This is a genomic window from Blastomonas sp. CCH1-A6 (assembly GCF_001556365.1).
GTDB lineage: Bacteria > Pseudomonadota > Alphaproteobacteria > Sphingomonadales > Sphingomonadaceae > Blastomonas > Blastomonas ursincola.
The window spans coordinates 1-21,547 of sequence record NZ_LSIS01000340.1 but is presented as its reverse complement, the minus strand read 5'-3'; the positions used below and the strand labels follow the sequence as shown (position 1 = coordinate 21,547).

The 21,547-nt window shown below is 65.5% G+C and carries 16 protein-coding genes and 1 pseudogene; 6 read left to right on the top strand and 11 right to left on the bottom strand.

The genetic code is table 11. The features are described 5' to 3' along the window. From AX735_RS16470 to plsY, 5 genes and pseudogenes are all read right to left on the bottom strand, one after another. A pseudogene (locus AX735_RS16470) lies at positions 1 to 632 on the bottom strand (histidine kinase); the annotation flags it as partial. A gap of 243 nt (positions 633 to 875) precedes the next feature. Further along, a complete protein-coding gene (locus AX735_RS16465; protein WP_060979151.1) occupies positions 876 to 4,085 on the bottom strand; it encodes an amidohydrolase family protein in 3,210 nt (1,069 codons plus the stop codon). 126 nt (positions 4,086 to 4,211) lie between these two features. Next, positions 4,212 to 6,818, bottom strand: coding sequence for a type I DNA topoisomerase (gene topA / locus AX735_RS16460; protein ID WP_066282453.1), 2,607 nt, complete (start codon positions 6,816 to 6,818; stop codon positions 4,212 to 4,214). Positions 6,819 to 6,911: 93 nt separating this feature from the next. Beyond that, on the bottom strand, positions 6,912 to 8,021 hold the full coding sequence (dprA, locus tag AX735_RS16455) for a DNA-processing protein DprA (protein WP_066282450.1): 1,110 nt from the start codon (positions 8,019 to 8,021) through the stop codon (positions 6,912 to 6,914). A 10-nt stretch (positions 8,022 to 8,031) separates the two neighbouring features. Then, positions 8,032 to 8,646: a glycerol-3-phosphate 1-O-acyltransferase PlsY gene (plsY, locus tag AX735_RS16450; protein WP_082751168.1), complete on the bottom strand. Its 615-nt coding sequence runs from the start codon at positions 8,644 to 8,646 to the stop codon at positions 8,032 to 8,034. 113 nt (positions 8,647 to 8,759) lie between these two features. On the opposite strand from plsY, the gene murI reads away from it, so the two are divergent. From murI to AX735_RS16425, 5 genes are all read left to right on the top strand, one after another. Beyond that, positions 8,760 to 9,581: a glutamate racemase gene (gene murI / locus AX735_RS16445; protein WP_066282449.1), complete on the top strand. Its 822-nt coding sequence runs from the start codon at positions 8,760 to 8,762 to the stop codon at positions 9,579 to 9,581. A 229-nt stretch (positions 9,582 to 9,810) separates the two neighbouring features. Next, on the top strand, positions 9,811 to 11,025 hold the full coding sequence (gene hemA / locus AX735_RS16440; protein WP_060979155.1) for a 5-aminolevulinate synthase: 1,215 nt from the start codon (positions 9,811 to 9,813) through the stop codon (positions 11,023 to 11,025). Between the two features lie 4 nt (positions 11,026 to 11,029). Then, positions 11,030 to 12,283, top strand: coding sequence for a YceI family protein (locus AX735_RS16435; RefSeq protein ID WP_066282444.1), 1,254 nt, complete (start codon positions 11,030 to 11,032; stop codon positions 12,281 to 12,283). A 31-nt stretch (positions 12,284 to 12,314) separates the two neighbouring features. Beyond that, positions 12,315 to 13,319, top strand: a complete 1,005-nt coding sequence (locus AX735_RS16430) for a ligase-associated DNA damage response exonuclease (protein ID WP_066282442.1) — start codon at positions 12,315 to 12,317, stop codon at positions 13,317 to 13,319. Continuing rightward, positions 13,319 to 14,884: a cisplatin damage response ATP-dependent DNA ligase gene (locus AX735_RS16425; RefSeq protein WP_066282439.1), complete on the top strand. Its 1,566-nt coding sequence runs from the start codon at positions 13,319 to 13,321 to the stop codon at positions 14,882 to 14,884. The genes AX735_RS16430 and AX735_RS16425 overlap by 1 nt, the downstream gene beginning before the upstream one ends. Before the next feature lie 98 nt (positions 14,885 to 14,982). On the opposite strand, the gene AX735_RS16420 is transcribed toward AX735_RS16425, so the two are convergent. The 6 genes from AX735_RS16420 to AX735_RS16395 form a co-directional block, all read right to left on the bottom strand. Beyond that, positions 14,983 to 15,651, bottom strand: a complete 669-nt coding sequence (locus AX735_RS16420) for a class I SAM-dependent methyltransferase (protein ID WP_066282438.1) — start codon at positions 15,649 to 15,651, stop codon at positions 14,983 to 14,985. Then, positions 15,638 to 16,855, bottom strand: coding sequence for a DUF3419 family protein (locus tag AX735_RS16415; protein WP_066282460.1), 1,218 nt, complete (start codon positions 16,853 to 16,855; stop codon positions 15,638 to 15,640). Before AX735_RS16415 ends, AX735_RS16420 begins: the two co-directional genes overlap by 14 nt. A 188-nt stretch (positions 16,856 to 17,043) precedes the next feature. After that, positions 17,044 to 17,640 carry a fasciclin domain-containing protein gene (locus AX735_RS16410; protein ID WP_231750151.1) on the bottom strand — a complete coding sequence of 199 codons (597 nt, stop codon included), beginning with the start codon at positions 17,638 to 17,640 and terminating at the stop codon, positions 17,044 to 17,046. A gap of 228 nt (positions 17,641 to 17,868) precedes the next feature. Further along, positions 17,869 to 18,597 (bottom strand): anti-sigma factor domain-containing protein, encoded by a 729-nt coding sequence (locus tag AX735_RS16405; protein WP_137775366.1) that lies wholly within the window; start codon positions 18,595 to 18,597, stop codon positions 17,869 to 17,871. Further along, on the bottom strand, positions 18,587 to 19,201 hold the full coding sequence (locus AX735_RS16400) for a sigma-70 family RNA polymerase sigma factor (RefSeq protein WP_231750150.1): 615 nt from the start codon (positions 19,199 to 19,201) through the stop codon (positions 18,587 to 18,589). Before AX735_RS16400 ends, AX735_RS16405 begins: the two co-directional genes overlap by 11 nt. Next, complete coding sequence (locus tag AX735_RS16395) at positions 19,161 to 20,144, bottom strand: threonine ammonia-lyase (RefSeq protein ID WP_066282425.1); 984 nt, start codon at positions 20,142 to 20,144, stop codon at positions 19,161 to 19,163. Before AX735_RS16395 ends, AX735_RS16400 begins: the two co-directional genes overlap by 41 nt. A 57-nt stretch (positions 20,145 to 20,201) precedes the next feature. Between AX735_RS16395 and AX735_RS16390 the strand changes: the two genes are divergently transcribed. Beyond that, positions 20,202 to 21,407 carry a saccharopine dehydrogenase family protein gene (locus tag AX735_RS16390; protein WP_066282422.1) on the top strand — a complete coding sequence of 402 codons (1,206 nt, stop codon included), beginning with the start codon at positions 20,202 to 20,204 and terminating at the stop codon, positions 21,405 to 21,407. The last annotated feature ends 140 nt before the right edge of the window (positions 21,408 to 21,547 follow it).

Below are 21,547 nucleotides of genomic sequence, written 5' to 3'. Positions count from 1 at the left end.
GCGCCGACCGCCTCGACATAGGCGCTGTTGACCAGCAGCAGCGACAGGTCCTCGCGGCGGAACCACATCGGGATCGGCGCGGCCTCGATCAGCCCCGACAATGCGTCGAACGCCCGCTTCGCCTCGGCCTCGGCCTCGACCAGCGCCGCCATGCGCGTCTCGCTCTCGGTCGCGTCATAGAACCACAGCAGAACTGCACCCGGCGCGATGGTCTGCGGATCGGCGAGCCGGCCCTCGATCCGCAATCTGCGGTTCGATCCGGCCGCGGTAACCGCCATCGCGAACGGCGCGCCGCTCTTCTGCGCAGTCGTGATCTTTTGACCGAGCAGGTCGAGCGCCTCGCGGTCGAGGCCTCTGGCGGCCTGGCTGAGCTCGGCGAGGTAAGGTGGAAGCTTTTCCAGCCCCAGCCAGCGCGCCACGCGCTCGGGCCCCTCGATCCGCGAATCCGACCGCACGATCAGGGGGATGGCCGGACCGGAATCGATCAGCCGGGTGAGCCGCCGCAACTGCCTGCGCGCCGTCCCTGCGGCGCGGCGCATCTGCAGCCCCGTCACCAGCGCCCAAATAGCTGCGCCCGTCCAGAGCGCCAGCACGAGCGCGATCAGGAACAGCCCGCCATTGCTCACCAGCATAAGCGACTCATCGATTCAGGGGGTGAAACAGGCGTCCGCGTCATTGCATTGGGCCGTAGCGCAGATTGGGGTGGGAGCAAAACGGGCAATCTGGGCGTGTTGTGGATATGTCCGTTGCGGCAACCCAATTCGTCATCCTGAACTTGTTTCAGGATCCATCAGACTTCAGCAGCCGAAGCTTGTTGGGGAGAAATGGGTCCTTAAACAAGTTCAGCGTGACGGTTTTGCGTCAGGGTCGGGCGATCACTTCTCCCAATACCATTTGCGCAGCTTCGACGTGCCGGTCAGCGTCTCGTTCATCGTCGGCACCTCGTACAGCCGCCCGTTGAGCATGACATGCGTGATCCTGTCGGACTGGCGGATATCGGCCACCGGATCGCCATCGATGATGACCATGTCCGCGAGCTTGCCCGGCTCGATCGACCCGATATCCTTGTCGAACCCGAGCGAGCGCGCGCCGCTGATCGTCGCGGTGCGCAGCGCCTCGATCGGCGTCATGCCACCCTTAACGAAGCTCCACAGCTCCCAGTGCGAGGCTAGCCCCTCTTCCTGGCCGTGCGCGCCGATGCCGACAGGCACGCCGCGCCGTGCCAGCTCCGCCGCCTCGCGCGCGGAAGCCGTGTCGGCATAATCCTCTTCAGGCCCGATCTCGCGGCGCACGCTCGAGGCTTCCAGCTTGCGGCGCGGGACATGCCTGCTCAGGATCGGATGCTGCCAGATATCGGTGTGCGAGCGCCAATAGGGATCTGCGCCCATGCCACCAAAGGTTACCACCAGCGTCGGCGTGTAGCCGACCTTGCTCTGCGCGAAGAAGCTGCGCACGTCCTCGTACAGCCGTTCCTGCGGGATATTGTGCTCGAGCGTGGTGTTGCCATCAGCGATGATCGTGATGTCCTGGCTGAACAGCGATCCGCCCTCGGCGACGCTCGCCAGACCATCGGCTTGGGCTGCAGCGACAACCTGCTGGCGCTGTTCGCGGCGCGGCTGGTTGTAGTTCTTGACGCTCTGCGCGCCCTGGAGCTTCAGCCGCGTGGTGTGCGCGCGGGCATCGGCCAGGCTGTCGATCTCGGCGAAGATTCCTGCCGCCTTGGCGCCATAGACGACTTCGCCGGTCGAGAAGATGCGCGGCGCGAGATACTTGCCGACGCGCTGATAGCTTGCCGCCGGGAAAATCTCCGCCGCCGAATTGCTGGGATCGTGGATCGTGGTAACGCCCATCGCCAGATGCGCGACCGCGCTCCAGTTCTGCTGCGGCACCAGATCGTCCGACCCTTGCGGCCCGTGCGCGTGCGCATCGACAAGGCCGGGGATGATCGTCTTGCCCGCGACATCGACCGTCTGCGCGCCCGCAGGCACCGCGACATTCGCGCCGACCGCGACGATGCGGTTATCCCGCACCACCACCGTGCCGCGCTCGATGATGCCGCCCTGATCGTTGGCCATCGTGACGATGCGCGCATTGGTGAAGGCGACGGTGCCGCTCGGCTTGTCGGCCGGTGCGGTGACGTTGATCACGACACCGGTCCTGGGCGGGGCGAATTTTGGATCGGTCTTCGCGACAGGGCCGCTGGCGATCGCCTTGCCCGCATCGGCGGAATAGACCACCGGCCCCAGCGACCAGTTGAGCTGGCGGCCATTATGCGACCATTGCAGGAAGGTCGCGCCGCCCTCGCTCACTTGCACCGCAGGCAGCGCGCCGCCGCCCTTGCCCGCGCCCAGATCGACCGCGCCTGCCATGAAGGGCATCACGAACGCGGCGTAATTCTGGCGGAAGGCGAGCATCCTGCCATCTGGTGCGACGGCGTAGCCGCTGACCAGCTCCCCGCTGGCATGGGTGCGCTCGGCCTCGCCGTTGAGGTCGGTGCTGACCAGCGCCAGCTTGCCGCCCTTGAAGGCGCTGAAATAGACCCGGTCGCCTGTCGCGCCGAAATGCGGTTCGCTGCCTTCATCGGTGATGCGCCGCGTCTGGCCGCTGGCGATATCGAGCAGATAGATGCCTGGCTGCACGCCCCAGGCGTCGGATGTCAGCCCGCCGCCGCTGCCGGCTTCGTAGACCACGAACCGGCCATCGGGCGAGAATTGAGGTCGGCGATAATGGCCGGGCATCCTGCTGATCGTCCGCGCTTCGCCGCCTCCTGCGCCGACGACGCGCAGTTCGCCCAGGCGTTCGTCATCCCAGCTCACATAGACGATCTGGCTGCCATCGCGCGAAAAACTCGGGAACAGCTCGAAATCGGTCCCGCCATTGGTGACCAGCGGCTGCACTGCACCGCCGCCAGCAGGCTGCTGGTGCAGCTTGCCCAGGGCCTCGAACACCATGCGATTGCCGTCGGGCGAGACGCTGGCAAAGCGCGGCATCGTCACCGCCACGGTATCGGGCGCGACCGGCTTTTGCGGACGGATCGGGTCGACAATGGTGCGCGTGTCGTTGACGCTGAACGGGATGACGCTCGCCTGACCACTCGTCACATCGATCGAGCGGATCTTGCCGCCCGCCCAGAAGACAAGCCGCTTGCTGTCGGGCAGCCAGCCCATGTTCGGATAGACGCCGTGCACCGCCCAGGTTTCCTGCACGTCGCGGTCCATATCGTCATAGATCTTGCGCTCCTCGCCGCTTCGCATGTCGCGGACATAGAGCTTGGTCTTCGCCCGTTCGCGGCGGACGAAAGCGAGATAGCGGCCGTCGGGCGAAGGCTGGGGCCGCGCTGCGCCGCCCGGGCCTCCGGTCACGCGTTCGACCTTGCCGGTGCCCATGTCATAACGGTCGATCACGAAGACTTGGGCATTGCTGTTCTGCGCATATTCGAAGATCGGCCCGGGGGTCGCGTCCTTGCTGTAGAAGATGCCCTTCCCGTCGGGCGCGAAAATGGGTTCGCCAAGCTCCTTCTGGTGCGCTTCGCTAGGACGCTTGACCAGCGGCACGCCATTGCCGCCGCTGACATGATACAGCCACAGCTCGCCCGTACCGAGCGAGCGCCCGGTGGTGAAATGCTTGCGCGCCACGATATACTGGCCGTCCGGGCTCCAGCTCGGGTTGTTGAGCAGGCGGAAGCTCTCTTTCGTCAGCTGGCGCTTGTCCGAGCCATCGGCGTTCATGATCCAGATATTGTCGCCGCCGCCCCGGTCCGAGGTGAAGGCGATGCGGCTGCCATCGGGCGAAAAACGCGGGTGCTGTTCGTAAGCCAGGCCCTCGGCAATCCGCGTCGCCGCGCCGCCGCTGATCGGCATGGTGTAGATGTCGCCGAGCAGATCGAAGACGATTCGGCTGCCATCGGGGCTGACATCGAGGTTCATCCAGGTGCCCTCGTCGACCTTGATGGGGATGGCGCGGGTCTTCATCGGCGGCGCATTGACGTCCCAGGCGGCGGGCTTGTCCGACGGGGCCTTCTGCGCCAGCGCAGGCATGGCGATGGCGAGCGCCGCCAGGGCGACGGAAAAACGCAGTGCTTTCATGATGATGTTCCCCGGATTCTTATGCGTATAAGGGGACGCTAGCCGCGCTGCGCCCGAGCGCAACCGGAAAACGACGAGCAGCAGGGGACGAGCAGGATGCTCGCCCGCCGCTACTCGATCACTGCGTCAGCCCTCTGCCTTGGCGGGCTTCTTCGCGGCAGGCTTTTTCGTTGCGGTCTTTTTCGCGGGCGCCTTCTTGGCGGCAGGCTTCTTCTCCGCCGCCGCCTTTTTGGGAGCCGGTTTTTTCGCCGGCGCCTTCTTGCCCTTCTTGGCCGGAGCCTTGGCGGCACGCTCGGCGATCAGCAGCAGCGCCTCGTCAAGCGTCAGTTCGTCCTTGTTCTTGTCCTTGGGGATGGTCGCGTTGACGCTGCCATCGGTGACATAGGCGCCATAGCGGCCGTCCATGATCTTGACGTCTGTATCGGTCGCCGGGTTCTTGCCCAGCACCTTGAGCGGTTCGGGCGTGCCGCGCCGCGCGCGACCGCCGCCTGCCGCCGCTTCAGCGAGCTTGACCACCGCCGCGTTCATGCCGGTTTCGAACACCTCCATGGTGCCCGAAAGCCGAGCATATTTGCCGTCATGCGCGAGATACGGGCCATAGCGGCCGATGCTCGCGGTGATCGGCTTGCCCGTTTCGGGATGCTCGCCGATCTCGCGCGGGAGCGACAGCAGCTTTAGCGCCCATTCGAGCCCGAAATCCTCGCCAGGCACGTCCTTGGGGATCGAGGCGCGCTTGGCGTCCTTGCCGTCGCCGAGCTGGACATAGGGGCCGAAGCGGCCCGAACGCTTGCTCACCGCCTCGCCGGTCACCGGATCGGTGCCGAGCTCCTCGGGGCCGCTATCGCCCTGATCGGCCTCGCCGCCGCCCTGCGCAAAGCGCCGAGTGTACTTGCACTCGGGATAGTTCGAGCACGCGACGAACGCGCCAAAGCGGCCGCCACGCAGCGCAAGCCGCCCCTCGCCGCATTTCGGGCACAGCCGCGGATCGCCGCCATCGGCCTTTTTCGGGAACAGATAAGGTTCGAGGAACTTGTCGAGCTCGGCGGTGATTTCCGACGGCTTCTGTTCCATCACCTCGGCGGTCTTGGGCTTGAAATCGCGCCAGAAGGCTTCGAGCACCGCGCGCCATTCCGCGCGACCGCCCGACACGTCGTCCAGTTCTTCCTCAAGCCCGGCGGTGAAGTCATAAGCCACATAGCGCTCAAAAAAGCGTTCGAGAAAGCCCGTCAGCAACCGGCCCGATTCCTCGGCGAAGAAACGGTTCTTCTCGACACGCACATAGGCGCGGTCCTTCAGCACCTGGATGATCGAGGCATAGGTCGAGGGCCGCCCGATGCCGAGTTCCTCGAGCCGCTTGACCAGCGACGCTTCGGAAAAGCGCGGCGGCGGCTGGGTGAAATGCTGCACCGCATCGACCGATTTCTTGGCCGGGCTATCTCCCTTGGCCATGACCGGCAACAGGCCGCCATCCTCGCTATCGGGATCGTCGAGCCCTTCCTCGTACAGCGCCAGAAAGCCCGGGAATTTCACCACCTGGCCGTTGGCGCGCAGCGCGGTGCGGCCCGTGCCATCAACCAGTTCGACCACCGTGCGCTCGAGCAGGGCGGTTGCCATCTGGCTGGCGAGCGCGCGCTTGAAGATCAGGTCATAGAGCCGCGCATGGTCGCCCGACCCGGCACGGTCGCGGCTGAAATCGGTGGGGCGGATCGCCTCGTGCGCCTCCTGCGCATTCTTGGCCTTGGTCTGGTACTGGCGCGGGGTTTCGGGGAGGTAATGGCCCGAATAGCGCTCCGAAATCGCCTTGCGCGCCTCCATGATCGCGCCGCCGTCCATCTGCACGCCATCGGTACGCATATAGGTGATCGCGCCATCCTCGTAGAGCGACTGGGCGATCCGCATCGTGTGGCTGGCGGAGAAGCCCAGCTTGCGCGCGGCTTCCTGTTGCAGCGTCGAGGTGGTGAAGGGCGGCGGCGGGTTGCGCTTCACCGGGCGCGTCTCGACCGTCTCGACGGTGAAATGCCCGGCCTCGACCTTGGCCTTGGCGGCTTCGGCAGCACCGGCATTGCCGAGCGACAGCTTGTCGAGCTTCTCGCCCTCCAGCCGCACCAGCCGCGCGGTGAACGCCTGACCGTCCTGCTCCATCTGCGCGCTGACCGACCAGTATTCCTGCGCCGTGAACGCCTCGATCTCGCGCTCGCGCTCGACGATCAGGCGCAGCGCGACCGACTGCACGCGACCCGCCGATTTGGCGCCGGGCAGCTTGCGCCACAGCACCGGCGACAGCGTGAACCCCACCAGATAATCGAGAGCGCGGCGGGCGCGATAGGCGTCGATCAGATCGCTGTCGAGTTCGCGCGGTGCAGCCATCGCCTCGGTCACCGCTTTCTTGGTGATCGCGTTGAACGTCACCCGCTCGACCGCCTTGGGCAGCGCCTTGCGCTTGCCCAGCACCTCGAGCACATGCCAGCTGATCGCCTCGCCCTCGCGATCAGGGTCGGTCGCCAGGATCAGTCGGTCGGCCTTCTTCGCCTCGTCGGTGATGGCCTTGAGCTGGCGCGTCTTGTCGCCATAGGCTTCCCAGACCATGTCGAAATCATTGTCGGGGTCGACCGAGCCATCCTTGGGGGCGAGATCGCGGATATGGCCATAGCTGGCCAGCACCCGGTAATCGGACCCGAGATATTTTTCGATGGTCTTTGCCTTGGCGGGCGATTCGACGATAACCAGTTGCATGTAATGAATTTCCCGGTAGCTCTCACGTGTACGCGTAAGCTGGGCGGCGTTATCGGCATTCGTCAAGACCGTCCAGTGCGGGCGTGAAACCGATCACACCAGCGACACGCGCCCCGCCGCATGCCGTTCGATCAACCCGCCGAGTTCGAGGTCGAGCAGGATCATCTGGACCGCGCCGCTGTCCAGCCCCGACTGGCGCACGAGTTCATCGATGCCGATGGGCGAGCGTCCGAGCAGATCGACCAGCGTTCGGCGCGCAGCATCATCGGGCTCGGGCTGCGGTTGCGCGGCATAGTTTTGGATGGGCGTTGCGACATGCCGCGGCCTGGCACCGGTCATCGGCGAAACCAGCTCCATTATGTCATCGACACCCTGGACCAGGGTCGCCCCGCCCCGGATCAGCTCGTTGCAGCCGCGCGAGCGCGAATCGAGTGGCGATCCGGGAATGGCCATCACGTCGCGCCCGGCCTCGGCCGCGAGCCGGGCGGTGATGAGCGACCCCGATTTGGGCGCGGCCTCGACGACCAGCGTCCCCGTCGCCATCCCGGCAATGATGCGGTTGCGATAGGGGAAATGCCGCGCCAGCGGCTCGGTGCCGGGCGGCTGTTCGGCGATCACCAGCGCGCGCTCGCCCATTTCGGCCTGCAGGTTGCGGTTCTCGGGCGGGTAACTGATATCGATGCCCGATGCGATCACCCCGGCGGTGCTGGCAGCGCCTGTCCCCGCGATCCGCAAGGCGCCCTCGTGTGCGCTGGTGTCGATCCCCCGCGCCAGCCCCGAAACCACGAGGAACCCTGCCTCGGCGAGCTCGCCCGCGATCTGCCGGGCAAAGCGGCATGCCGATGCCGAGGCATTGCGCGCGCCGACCATCGCGATGCTCGGTCGCTGCATCAGCCGGGTATCGCCGCGAACGGTGAGGATCGGCGGAGCATTGTCGATATGCGCCAGCAACTCGGGATAATCGGCATCGTCAGCAAAGAGATAACGCGCGCCTGCAGCCTCGACCCGGCGCGCTTCCTGCTCCGCCTGCGCCAATGCCGCGATCCGCAGTGCCCGCCCGCCAGTACGCTGGACCAGATCGGGCAGCGCCTCGATGGCGGCGAGCGCAGAGCCAAAGCGGCGCATCAGCTGCGCAAAGCTGATCGGCCCGATGCGTTCGCTGCGCAGCAGACGGATGCGCGCCAGATGCTCGGCGCTCAGCATGTGATGGGCCTCAGGCGGCGGAAGATTTGCCGATCTTCGGCTCGGTGCCCGCCATCAGCCGCTCGATATTGCCGCGATGCTTCCACAGCACGAACAGCAAGGTCACGACAAATACCCACAGAGCCTGCTCCATGCCAAACCACCAGGCCGCCACCGGCATCGCCGCCGCCGCGAGCATTCCGCCCAGCGACGAATAGCGAAAGGCGAAGGCGGTGCTCAGCCACACAGCCGCGAAGACGACGCCGAGCGGCCAGTAAAGCGCTATCGCGATGCCAAGCAAGGTCGCAACGCCCTTGCCGCCGGCAAACTTGAGCCAGATCGGATATAAATGCCCCAGAAACGCGCCCAATCCGGCGATCGGCCCGCTGCCCGGAGCGACCGCCTCGGCAATCGCGATCGCGAGCGCGCCCTTGCCCAGATCGAACAACAGGGTTGCAGCGGCCAGCCCCTTGCGCCCGGTGCGCAGCACGTTGGTCGCGCCGATATTGCCCGATCCGATGCTGCGCAGATCGCCGGCGCCGGCCAGCCTGGTCAGGATGATGCCGAACGGGATCGATCCCAGCAGATAGCCCATCAGCATCAGGCCACCCAGGGTCGCCACGGCCATGCCCGCCAGATCGCTCATCACATTCCCGTTCCCATTTCCGCGCGGATCATCCGCGTGCCATGCGTGATAGGCTGGCGCACGTTTTTGGCAAGCATGGTTGATCGGATGCCCGGCAATGCTAAGCGTGACGGATGACGCAAAGCCCATCGCCCGCGAGCGAGACCGATCCCAAAGCCCCCTTGCTGTTCTTCGATTCCGGCGTCGGCGGGCTGACCGTGCTCGATGCGGCACGCAAGCTGCTGCCCGATGCGCCGATCGTCTATGCCGCCGATTTTGCCGGTCTGCCCTATGGCGAGAAGACCGAGGCCGAAATCGGTGCGCGCGTGCCCGCGCTGCTCGGGCGGCTGGTCGAACGCTATCGCCCGCGGCTGATCACCATCGCCTGCAACACCGCATCGACCATCGCGCTGCCCCAGGTTCGCGCCGCGCTCGACCTGCCCGTGGTGGGGACGGTGCCCGCGATCAAGCCTGCGTCCGAGATCTCGGCAAGCCGGGTGATCGGCGTGCTGGGCACCGAGGCGACGGTACGCCAGCCCTATGTCACCAATCTGGCGCGCGAATTTGCCAGCGACGCCACGATCCTGCGCTGTGGCGCGCCCGAGCTGGTGCGCGCAGCGGAGATGAAGCTGCGCGGCGAAACGCCCGATCCTGCGATATTCGATCGCGCGGTGGCGGGCCTCACCTCGCAGGAGCGCGCGGTGCCGATCGATACCGTGGTGCTCGCCTGCACCCATTTCCCGCTGGTACAGGATGAACTCGCCCGCGCCTTTGCGCGCCCCATGCAGTTCGTGCACGGCGCGGACGGGATCGCGCGGCGCATCGCCTGGCTGACGCGCGAGCAGCGGTTCGAGGGCAATGGCCTGCGCTTCGTCGCGACCGGGCCCGCCGCTGCCATCATCGCTTACGAACCCGCGCTCAGGGCGCGCGGTTTTGCCTCGTTCGAAAGCCTCTGATCGACCCGCACGATCAAGCTGACGCCGATTTTCCATTGGCGGGAGGCGCACGCGAATGCTTAACCGACGCACGCTATAGGACGTTTTGTCCCATCAGTTGCGAGCCATTATCGCTGGAATTGCGGGATTTAGTTGCTATGAAGACGGCAGCAGATGCGCACGCAGATGGTCGCGAAATGGGTGAGGCGCAACGAGCTGCAACATCATATGTCAGGACCAGGGTGGCTGCGTGAACTACGACCAGATTTTCGAAGCGGCGATTGACCGGCTACACGCCGAAGGCCGTTACCGGGTCTTTATCGACATCCTGCGCAACAAAGGGGCCTATCCCAACGCGCGGTGCTTCCATGGTCACAATGGCCCGAAGCCGATCACCGTCTGGTGCTCGAACGATTATCTCGCGATGGGCCAGCATCCCAAGGTGATCTCCGCGATGGAAGAGGCGCTGCACAATGTCGGCGCAGGCTCGGGCGGCACGCGCAATATCGGCGGCAACACGCATTATCATATCGAGCTCGAGCAGGAGCTGGCCAGCCTGCACGGCAAGGACAGCGCACTGCTGTTCACCTCGGGCTATGTCTCGAACGACGCGACGCTCTCGACGCTGGCGCGCATCCTGCCGGGCTGCATCATCTTTTCGGACGAGCTCAACCACGCCTCGATGATCGCTGGCATCCGCAATTCGGGCTGCGAGAAGCGCGTCTTCCGCCACAATGATGTCGAGCATCTCGAAGAGCTGCTCGCCGCCGAAGACCCGAACGTGCCCAAGCTGATCGCGTTCGAGAGCGTCTATTCGATGGATGGTGATGTCGCGCCGATTCACGCGATCTGCGACCTGGCCGACAAGTACAATGCGCTGACCTATCTCGACGAGGTGCATGCGGTCGGCATGTACGGCGCGCATGGCGGCGGCATTTCGGAGCGTGACGAGGCGGCCGCACGGCTGACGATCATCGAGGGCACGCTGGGCAAGGCCTTCGGCGTGATGGGCGGCTATATCGCGGCCGACCAGAAGATCATCGACGTGATCCGCAGCTATGCGCCCGGCTTCATCTTCACCACCTCGCTGTCGCCCGTACTGGTGGCCGGTGCGCTGGCGAGCGTCCGGCACCTCAAGCAGTCGAGCGAGGAGCGCGAGGGCCAGCAGGCCGCCGCCGCGACGCTCAAGCAGCTGTTCCGCGATGCCGGGCTGCCGGTGATGGACACCACCACGCATATCGTCCCGCTGATGGTCGGCGATCCGGTCAAGGCCAAGCGGATCAGCGATATGCTGCTCGCCGAATATGGCGTGTACGTGCAGCCGATCAATTTCCCGACCGTGCCGCGCGGCACCGAGCGACTGCGCTTCACACCCGGGCCCAGCCATGACGAGGCGATGATGCGCGACCTTACCGCCGCGCTGGTCGAGATCTGGGACCGGCTGGAACTGCGCAAGGCTGCCTGACCGGATGCTGCCGCAACGCTACAGCCTTGGGGCCATCGTTCTCCACTGGCTGATCGCGGCGGCGCTCGTTTTCCAAATCGTCTTTGCCGAATCGCTCGAAGGGCCGCGCGGACCGGACCTGTTCGCGCGTTATCAACTGCACAAGTCGGTCGGCATCACGATCCTGCTGCTCAGCGTGCTGCGCCTAGGCTGGCGCTTCGTCGCGCCGCGCCCTGCCCCGGCGCCCGGGCCGAAATGGGCGATGACGCTGTCGGGATTGGTCCATTTCGGATTTTATTTCTTCATGATCGCCGCGCCCGTGACCGGCTGGATCATCGTATCTACCTCGAAGATCAAGGTCGATACGCTGCTGTTCGGCACCATCCCCTGGCCGCATCTGCCGGTGCCTGCGAGCTGGGGCGAACCGGCGGAATTCCTCCATCATTTCATGCCCAATATCGCGATCGCGCTGCTGGTGCTGCATGTCGCAGGGGCGCTGAGGCACCAGTATCTGATCGGCACGCCGATCCTCGCGCGGATGCTGCCCGGGGGACAGGGCAAAGCGATCGGTGCGCTGGTGACAGCCGCAGCGATCATGCTGGGCGCGGTGGTGCTGGGCAATGTCATTGATCCCAGGGGTGCTGCACAAGCCGCCAAGCCCGCTGCCGTCGCGACCACGCCGGTCGCGGAACCGGCGCTGGACGCGACACCTGCCGCCGCACCTGAAGGCCAAGAGGCAGAAGCCGAAGACGAGGCAACCGATGACGAAGCGAATGCCGAGCCGCGCAACTGGGTCGTGGCCAAGGGCGGCACGCTCGGTTTTTCCGCGCGCTGGAATGGCGAGCCGGTCGATGGCCGCTTCGCGCGTTGGACGGCGAACATCCTGTTCTCGCCCGAGGCGCTCGACGCCTCGAAGATCGATGTCGGCATCGATCTCGGCTCGGTCGATACCGGCGATGGCCAGCGCGACGGTACGCTCACCGGCAGCGATTTCTTCGATACCGGCAAGTTCGCCAAGGCGACGTACCGGGCCAGCAAGTTCAAGGCGCTTGGCGGCAACCGGTATCGCGCCGATGGCACGCTGACGCTGCGCGGCGTGAGCAAGTCGGTGCCGCTGAATTTCACGCTCGATATCACCGGCGACAAGGCGCGCGCGAAGGGCACCGCGACGATCGACCGCACCAGCTTCGGGGTCGGCCAGGGCGATTATGCCAGCACCGCCGAAATCGCAGGGCCGGTTGCGGTGAGTTTCGACCTCCAGGCGACGGCGCGCGATTGAACCGGCGCATGGGCGACTCCATATCGCCCGAATGACCGCTTCCCCGCACTGGATCGAACCCTTTCCCCATGGCATCTATGTGCGGCCCGCCGATGCGTGGATCGATCCATCTCGCCCGGTCCCGCGCGCGCTGATCACGCACGGCCATGCCGACCACGCGCGTGGTGGGCATGACGCGGTCTGGGCGACGCCCGAGACGCTCGACATCATCAACCTGCGCTATGGACGCTACACGGGGGAAAACGCCGTCGGCTATGGCGATGCGGTCGACCTGAACGGCGTCAACGTGTCGTTCCATCCGGCGGGCCATGTGCTGGGATCGGCGCAGATCCGCCTCGAATATCAGGGCGAGACCGTGGTCGTGACCGGCGATTTCAAGCGGCGGCCCGACCCCAGCTGCGCGCCGTTCGAACTTGTCCCCTGCGACATCTTCATCACCGAGGCGACCTTCGGCCTGCCCGTCTTTCGCCATCCGCCAACGCCCGACGAGATCGCCAAGCTGCTCGCCATGCTCGAGGCGCATCCGCAGGGCTGCGTGCTGGTGGGGGCCTATGCGCTGGGCAAGGCGCAGCGTGTCATCGCCGAACTGCGTGACGCCGGTTTTCATGACCCCATCTATCTGCATGGCGCGCTGGAAAAGATGTGCGCGCTCTATGGCGAGCATGGCGTCAATCTGGGCGAGTTGCGGCCCGTGGCGGGAACCGACAAGAGCGAGCTGATGGGCCGGGTCATCCTCGCCCCGCCCTCGGCACTGGCCGACAGGTGGAGCCGCCGGCTGCCCGATCCGGTCACCGCCATGGCCTCGGGCTGGATGCGGGTGCGTGCAAGGGCGCGCCAGCGCGGGGTAGAGCTGCCGCTAATCATCTCCGACCATGCCGACTGGGACGAGCTCACCCAAACCATCCGCGATGTCGCCCCGCGCGAGGTCTGGGTCACGCATGGCCGCGAGGAGGCGCTGCTGCGCTGGTGCCAGCTGCACCAGATTCGCGCGCGCGCGCTGGCGCTGGTCGGGCGCGAAGACGAGGACGACGCCTGATGCGCGCCTTTGCCGCACTCGTCACGCAGCTGGGCTATACCCGCTCGCGTAATGCCAAGGTCGCGCTGATCGCCGATTATCTGCGCGCGACGCCCGATCCCGATCGTGGCTGGGCGCTCGCGGCGCTGACCGGCGAGGCCGATTTCTCCGCCGTCAAGTCATCGGCGGTTCGCGCGATGGCTATGGAGCGGGTCGATCCCGAGCTGTTTCGCCTGAGCCGCGATTTCGTCGGCGATACGGCCGAGACCGTCGCGCTGATCTGGCCGGAGACCGGCACGCCGGGCAACGACCTGCGCCTCGCCGATGCGGTCGATGCCTTTGCCAATGTCAGCCGTGCCCGCGCCCCTGCCCTGCTCGCGGAATATATGGACCGGCTCGACAGCGATGGCCGTTATGCGCTGATCAAGCTCGCCACCGGCGCGATGCGCGTCGGCATCTCGGCCCGGCTCGCCAAGACCGCGTTCGCACAGGCCTTCGGGCTCGATGTCGATGCGGTCGAGGAAGTGTGGCATGCGCTCGCCCCGCCTTATGCCAGCCTGTTCGCTTGGGGCGAAGGCGGGCCGCGCCCCGATCCCGAGGGCACGCCCTATTTCCGCCCGTTCATGCTCGCGCATCCGCTCGAGGACGGCACAGTCGATCTCGCCGATTATGCTGCCGAATGGAAATGGGACGGCATCCGCATCCAGATCGTGCGGATCGGCGAGCAGGTGAAACTGTTCAGCCGCGGCGGCGACGACATCACCCTCGCCTTTCCGGATATCGCGCAGCACATGCCGGTCGAAGGCGTGTTCGATGGCGAGCTGCTGGTGCGCGGCGAAGCGCAGATGGGCGAGGCGGCGAGCTTCAACGCCCTGCAGCAGCGGCTGGGTCGCAAGACGGTGTCGGCCAAGATGCTGGCAGAGGCTCCGGCGTTCGTGCGGCTCTACGACCTGCTGATCGACGGCCGCGAGGACCTGCGCACCCAGCCCTGGCATGTCCGCCGGGCGCGGCTCGAGGCGAAGCTGCCTGCCCTTCCCGCCGACCGGTTCGACCTGTCACAGATCATCGAGGCAGCGGATTTTGCCGAGCTCGGCCGAATCCGCGACGGCGCGCGCGATGCCGCGATCGAGGGCGTGATGCTCAAGCGCCGCGACAGCCTCTATGTCCCCGGTCGCCGCGTTGGGCTATGGTACAAGTGGAAGCGCGATCCGCTGACCGCCGATTGCGTGATGATGTATGCCCAGCGCGGCAGCGGCAAGCGGTCGAGCTTTTACAGCGACTACACCTTCGGCTGCTGGAACGACGAGGGCGAGCTGGTGCCGGTCGGCAAGGCCTATTCCGGCTTTTCGGACAGTGAATTGAAGTGGCTCGACAAGTTCGTCCGGCAGAACACGGTCAACCGCTTCGGCCCGGTGCGCGAGGTCGAAAAGTCGCTGGTGCTCGAGGTGGCATTCGATTCGATCCATGAATCGAAGCGGCACAAGTCGGGCATCGCGATGCGCTTCCCCCGCATCGCGCGGCTGCGGCGCGACAAGCCGGCGGCAGAAGCGGATACGGTGGCGGCCCTGCGGGCGTTCATCACTTAAGCCATCCTTGCCCGTCACCCCCGCGAAAGCGGGGGTCCCGCTTTTTCGGCGATCGAGAGCAGAAGCGGGATTCCCGCGTTCGCGGGAATGACGGGAAATTAGCCGCCGATCACCGCATATTGCGCATAGCCGCGATAGAGCGGGCGGTGGTCGATCGCCAACCCAGCGTCCTCGGCAATGCTGCGGGCGATCGGCCCGAGATCGCGCCTGGGCGTCACATGAAAGCGCGCCAGCCACGCATGCAGCCCTGCGGCGAACCAGCTCGGCAACTCGTCCTGCGTACCGAAATCGACAATGTGCATCCGACCACCCGGAGCGAGCGATCCCGCTGCGGCAGCAATGGCCCTCTCCCAGCCCGGGATCATCGACAGCGTGTACGAACAGAACACCCGGTCGAAGCCCTGCAGCCCAAACAGGTGCTGCGCGCTGAACGCGGTGGCGTCGCCGCGCGTCAGGAAAATCCGCCCTTCGAGCCCCGCCTTGCGCACCGACTCGCGCGCGGCCTCGAGCATCGCTTCGGAAATGTCGAAGCCGAAGAAACGTGCATTGGGATAACGCCTAGCCGCGAGGATCAGGTTGCGCGCGGTACCGCAGCCGAGTTCCAGCACCGTGCCGCCGCGCGGCGGCGCCAGATCGGCAATCAACCGGTCTCGCCCAAGCAGATAATATTTGCGCGTCAGATCGTAGATATGCCGCTGCGTCCGGTAGATCGCGTCCATCGCCTCGGCATGGCTGCGCGGCTGCACCGCCCCATCATTTGAGGACATAGAGGTGCACCCCGCCATAGATCGACGACCGATCGCGCGCGGTGAAGCCGAGCGACTCGTCTGCGCGATAGTCCCAGCGCGCCAGCAGTTCATCGGGGATGCGACCCGGCAGCAGGCTCGGCTCGGCAGCGGTGCGGAACAGCACGCGCGCGCCAGGCCGGGCAGTGCGGGTAATCTCGGTCCACAGCGTGGTGAGCTGCTGGTCGCTCATCCAGTCCTGCGCATCGAGCAGGATGTAGCGATCGAGGCTCGCATCTGCGCTCGCCTGCAACCGCTCGACGAAATTGGCGTGCTCGAAGCTGACCCGATCGACCCGGGCGTGCACGGCGGCGTAATGCTGCGCCTGCAGATAGGGCGGCAGCGGCTGGTCGGGCCCCTTGCCATAGCCGCGTCCGAACGCCTGCCAGGCGAAATAATTGTCACGGATCGCGAAATCGCAGGCGAGCTTCTCGAGCCGCTTGCGCAGCACATCGGCCATCTTTTCATCGCCTGCGAGCGCATCGAACTGCGCGGGCGGGATGCCTAGGCCGAATAATGCAGGCGGCTGATCGGTGAGCCAGCGGATGAACTTCTTGTCGAACACCGGCGCCAGATGCTGCTCGAAGATCGCGCGCTGCTCTTCGAGCGACTGCGCGCCGAGCATGCGCTTGAGGTCGATCTTGTACAGCCTGGCGAGCAGGTGCGCGGTGCCGATGAACCCGCCGAGCAAGCCGCGCTTGTACAACCCGCTGCCGAACCCGCCGATCCGCCTGCGCCCGGCAAGATCGCGGCCCTCCCAATAGCGGCGGCTTGTTTCGTCGAGATGCGGGCGGATGAAGTGATTGTAGACGCGGATATTCTGCTTGCTGTCGGCTTCGGCGAAGAAGCGGTGGAAATGCGCATGATCGGGCAGATGCTTCGCCGCCGCGATCTTGAGCTTGCCCAAGGCGACATGCGCGGTGTTCAGGTCCACCGCGATGATCTGGGCGGGATCGGCCACCAGATAAGACAGGACGTTGCAGCCGCCCGAGGCGATCGTGATGATGCGGCTGTCGGGCTGGATCTGCAGCGCCTCCATGTCGACCACCGGATCTTCCCAGATCTGCGCATAGACCAGGCCCTTGAAGGCGAAGGCAAAGGCACGGTCGAGAAACCCCTGCTTCGTCGTCGTTCCCGATTGCGTGACGGCTTCGACGATCTTGGTGTTGCGCACTGGTCCGGCCATGCTGCCCATCTCCCTCGCTGCATGTTGCGTGGAACGGTCGTTCCAATCGCGCCGCTAGGACGGTTGCGTGACCCGTGCATGACGGAACCGCGTCAGCCGCTGTCACATTTGCGCGGGCCCCCGAATCAAAAGGCCCGCTGGCCTGGGGGGACCAGCGGGCCTGTGATGTGCCAGGTAAATGGAGGGGATCAGCCCGGCATCACCACGGTGTCGATCACGTGCACCACACCGTTGCTCTGCATGACATCGGTCTGGGTCACGATCGACTTGCCGCCCTTGGCATCGGTCAGGACGACATTCTGACCCTGCAGCGAGGCTGTGAGGGTTCCACCCTGCACGGTCTTGATCTGAGCCTTGCCACCGCCCTTCTTGATGAGCGCGACGACATCGGCAGCGGTCACCTTGCCGGCAACGACATGATAGGTGAGGATGCTGGTCAGCGTGGCCTTGTTCTCAGGCTTTACCAGCGTTTCGACGGTGCCGGCGGGCAGCTTGGCGAACGCGGCATCCGTGGGGGCGAAAACGGTGAACGGTCCCGGCGATGCGAGCGTTTCGACCAGGCCGGCAGCCTTGACCGCAGCGACCAGCGTCTTGAGGTTCGGCGCAGCGCTGGCGTTCTCGACGATGTTCTTGGCGGGGTACATTGCGGCGCCACCGACCATCGAATGGCCTTCACCGCTCTTGTGGTGGTTGGCGATGGCAGGGCCGGCGAGCGCAAGCGTCGCAGCGGCGGTGGCAGCAAGAAGGCTGGGGGCAAGAGTCTTGAGCATCTGTTTCTCCGTCATTTTTCCGTATCCTCATGGGGAAGTCTGGATACGGGGGCAGCTACGGAGCGGGTTCAGGGCCGGATGCGGCGGAGATTAACAAAAGTGGAATCGGGGCTGATCACCTGCGGTCTTTTGCTCCGTCACCCCCGCGCAGGCGGGGGTCCCGCTTCTCCAACGACGGCAGCGCAAAGCGGGATTCCCGCGTTCGCGGGAATGACGAATGGAGATGACTGTCGGTAAGCGCGATCAGATCCGCTGCAGGCGGCCCTGCGCCACGGTCGGCGCGCTCGGCTTGTCGGGATCGGGCAGCACCTTGGGTTCCATCGTAAGGATGAGATTGCTCAGCGGGTCGATGAATTTGCGATGCCCTTCGGGAATCTCGATCCGCGTGACCCCGCCGCGCATCAGACGACCCAGACGGCGCGGCTGGCCGTCCTTGGGGACGATCCACAATTCGGGCTCAGTATCGGTGACCGGCATGCCCTCGACCCGGACCAGCATCTGCGAGGTGCGGCTGTCATAGCGCGCGGTGAGCAGCAGCCCCTCGATCGGGCCGGTGAGCTGCGCCACCGCCATATCGGGATTGGCAGGCGGCGTCTGCTTGACCGCAGGACCGGGCAACACCAGGGCCAGCGCCAGAACCGCTGCGACAGCGGAGGTGGCAAAGGTCGCGATCTTCCAGCCATTGCCGCCCGCCTTGGCCGACAGCGGAGCCACCACCGGCGCGGGCCGTTCCGCCGCCTGCTCGGCATCGATCAGGCTGTCGATCCGCTCCATCAGCCCGGCAGGCGCAGGCGTCTCGGCGAAACCGTCGTACAGCGGGGCGAGCCGTGCGCGCCAGGCCTCGACCTCGGCGGCGAAAGCGGGGTCGGCGAGCATCAGGCGCAGGGCTTCCGCCCGCTCGGCGCCTTCGAGCAGGCCCAGAGCGAGTTCGGCGGCCATGGCAGACCGGTCGGGCATGGCATCACTGCTCACGCGACAGGCACTCCTTCAACTGCATCAATCCCCGGCGAATCCAGCTTTTCACGGTCCCGACCGGCTTGTCCATTGCCTCGGCGATCTCGGGATAGCTGAGGCCCTGATAAAATCCCGCCTTGATCGCGCTGGCGCGCGCGGGTTCCAGCTCGTCGAGACAGCGGTAGATCTGTGCCCGCTCGCTGTCCTGCGACAGTGCTGCCGAGGGATCGGCATCGTCGTCAACCAGTGTTTCGGCAAGGTCTGCGGGCAGCGGGTCCTCATAACGCTGGCTTCTACGCCAGTCGATCGCCGCGTTCCGTGCGATGGCGCACAGCCAGGCGATCGCGCTCGCCTTGGCCGGATCGAACGACCCGGCCCGCTGCCACACCTTCAGATACACGTTCTGCAATACGTCCTCCGCCGCGCCCCTGTCGATGCAGATACGGAGGCAAACGCCGTGCAGTTTCGCCGACGTCATCGCATAGACCGTGCGAAGCGCATCGCGGTCCTGCTTGGCCACCCGCAGCAGCGCGGCCTGCAGATCGGCGCGGCGTTCGAGGCTGGCCGGGGTCAACGGGCGCTCACGAGGCCAGGGCCCGCGAAAAGAGCGCCGGATCGACATTGCCGCCCGACAGGATGATCAGCGTGCGGTCGTCGACCTCGACCTTGCCGGCGAGCACTGCGGCGAGCGCGACCGCGCCGCCGGGTTCGAGCACCAGACGCAGCCGCTCGTGCGCATGGCGCATCGCGCGGAACACCTCTTCGTCGGAGACGCTCACCGCATCGGCCTTGCGTTCCTTCAGTATCTCAAAGGTCAAGGGCGAGACGACCGGGGTCTGCAGCGCATCGCACACCGTGTTCGGGGCATCTGCGGGCACGGGCACGATCTTGCCCTTGCGCAGCGATTGCCCCATATCGTCCCAGCCTTCGGGCTCGACGATCGTCATCTTCGCACCCGGCATGGCCAGCGCGATCCCGGCGGAAAGCCCGCCGCCGCCGCAGCACGACACCACCCGGTGCGGATTGATCCCCGCCTGCGCGATGATCTGCACCAGCGCCTCGAGCCCGGTGCTGCCCTGGCCTTCGATGATCCACGGATCGTCGAAGCTCGGCACCACAACCGCGCCGGTTTCGCTGGCGATGCGATTGGCGATTTCGACGCGGTCCTCGGTGCGGCGGTCATAGGTGATGACCTCGGCGCCATATCCGCGGGTGGATTCGATCTTCCGCTTCGGCGCATCGGCGGGCATCACGATCGTCGCACGGATGCCGAGGCGCTTGGCCGCCCAGGCGACGCCCTGCGCATGGTTACCGCTCGAAAAGGCGACAACGCCGCGTGCGCGCTCGTCTTCGGTGAGATCGGACAGACGGTGCCATGCGCCGCGAATCTTGAACGCGCCGATCGGCTGCAGGCATTCCGCCTTGCACCACAAGGTCATCCCCTCATGCTTCAACGGCATCAGCGGCGTCGGCGGCAGGATCGCGGAAATCTTCTTCGCGGCGCGCTCTATGCCTTCGCGGCTGGGTTTGCGGTCCGGGGAAAGGGGATCACTTGGTTCTGTCATGCAGAGCCTCTATATGCACCCGCTGACAGCAATTCCAGCAATAAGGGAAAACGGACTTTGGGCAAGATTCTGGTGATCGGTGCGGGCGGCGTGGGTTCGGTCGCGGTGCACAAGATGGCGATGAACACCGGCATTTTCAGCGAGATCACGCTGGCGAGCCGCCGGATCGCCAAATGCGATGCCATCGCCGAATCGGTGCTGAAGCGCACCGGCGTGAAGATCGCGACGGCCGAGGTCGATGCCGACGATGTTGAGGCGACTGCCGCACTGATCGAAAAGGTGAAGCCCGATCTGGTCTGCAATCTCGCCCTGCCCTATCAGGACCTCAGCATCATGGATGCGTGCCTGAAGACCGGCGTGCATTATATGGACACCGCCAATTACGAACCGCGCGACGAGGCGAAGTTCGAATATGGCTGGCAATGGGCCTATCACGACCGCTTCAAGGACGCAGGCCTGATGGCGCTGCTCGGATCGGGCTTCGATCCCGGCGTCACCAGCGTGTTCGCGAGCTATATCAAGAAGCACCTGCTCGACCGGATCGACACGCTCGACATTCTCGACTGCAATGGCGGCGACCATGGCCAGCATTTCGCCACCAATTTCAATCCGGAGATCAACATCCGCGAAGTGACCGCGCCCTCGCGCCACTGGGCGGATGGGCAATGGGTCGAAGGCCCCGCGCTCAGCCACAAGCAGGTTTTCGATTTCGAGGGCGTCGGCGAGAAGAACATGTACCTCATGTACCATGAGGAGCTGGAATCGCTCGCCAAGCATTATCCCGAGATCAAGCGCATCCGCTTCTGGATGACCTTTGGCGATGCCTATCTCAAGCATCTGGAAGTGCTGCAGAATGTCGGCATGACCCGGATCGATCCGGTGATGTACGAAGGCCGCGAGATCATCCCGCTGCAGTTCCTGAAAGCCGTGCTGCCCGAACCCGCCTCGCTGGGCGAGACGACCAAGGGCAAAACCAATATCGGCGACATCGCCACCGGCGTGAAGGACGGCCAGGAAAAGACGGTCTATGTCTACAATATCTGCGACCACGAGGATGCCTATGCCGAAACCGGCAACCAGGCGGTCAGCTACACCACCGGCGTCCCCGCGATGATCGGCGCAGCGATGATCCTCACCGGCGCGTGGAAGGGTGAAGGCGTGTTCAACATGGAACAGTTCGATCCCGATCCGTTCATGGACATGCTCAACCAGCACGGCCTGCCCTGGCAGGTCAAGGAGCTGGACGCGCCGCTGGCGTTCTGATGCAACATAAAGCCCTCTCTCTTTCAGGGGAGAGGGTTGGGAGAGGGGCTACGGCCTCTCGAACGTCTGACAACCTGGAGAGCGTGTTCCCCTCTCCCCGGCCCTCTCCCCTCAAGGGGAGAGGGGGAGACATTCAATGG

What these genes read in the sequence shown, in the direction of transcription:
- AX735_RS16415 (WP_066282460.1), bottom strand. Translation starts at nt 16,855, where the DNA reads ATGGCCGGACCAGTGCGCAACACCAAGATCGTCGAAGCCGTCACGCAA.
- AX735_RS16435 (WP_066282444.1), top strand. Translation starts at nt 11,030, where the DNA reads ATGCTGCCGCAACGCTACAGCCTTGGGGCCATCGTTCTCCACTGGCTG.
- plsY (WP_082751168.1), bottom strand. Translation starts at nt 8,646, where the DNA reads ATGAGCGATCTGGCGGGCATGGCCGTGGCGACCCTGGGTGGCCTGATG.
- AX735_RS16425 (WP_066282439.1), top strand. Translation starts at nt 13,319, where the DNA reads ATGCGCGCCTTTGCCGCACTCGTCACGCAGCTGGGCTATACCCGCTCG.
- dprA (WP_066282450.1), bottom strand. Translation starts at nt 8,021, where the DNA reads ATGCTGAGCGCCGAGCATCTGGCGCGCATCCGTCTGCTGCGCAGCGAA.
- AX735_RS16395 (WP_066282425.1), bottom strand. Translation starts at nt 20,144, where the DNA reads ATGACAGAACCAAGTGATCCCCTTTCCCCGGACCGCAAACCCAGCCGC.
- AX735_RS16430 (WP_066282442.1), top strand. Translation starts at nt 12,315, where the DNA reads ATGACCGCTTCCCCGCACTGGATCGAACCCTTTCCCCATGGCATCTAT.
- AX735_RS16420 (WP_066282438.1), bottom strand. Translation starts at nt 15,651, where the DNA reads ATGTCCTCAAATGATGGGGCGGTGCAGCCGCGCAGCCATGCCGAGGCG.
- topA (WP_066282453.1), bottom strand. Translation starts at nt 6,818, where the DNA reads ATGCAACTGGTTATCGTCGAATCGCCCGCCAAGGCAAAGACCATCGAA.
- murI (WP_066282449.1), top strand. Translation starts at nt 8,760, where the DNA reads ATGACGCAAAGCCCATCGCCCGCGAGCGAGACCGATCCCAAAGCCCCC.
- AX735_RS16410 (WP_231750151.1), bottom strand. Translation starts at nt 17,640, where the DNA reads ATGACGGAGAAACAGATGCTCAAGACTCTTGCCCCCAGCCTTCTTGCT.
- AX735_RS16465 (WP_060979151.1), bottom strand. Translation starts at nt 4,085, where the DNA reads ATGAAAGCACTGCGTTTTTCCGTCGCCCTGGCGGCGCTCGCCATCGCC.
- AX735_RS16400 (WP_231750150.1), bottom strand. Translation starts at nt 19,201, where the DNA reads ATGTCGATCCGGCGCTCTTTTCGCGGGCCCTGGCCTCGTGAGCGCCCG.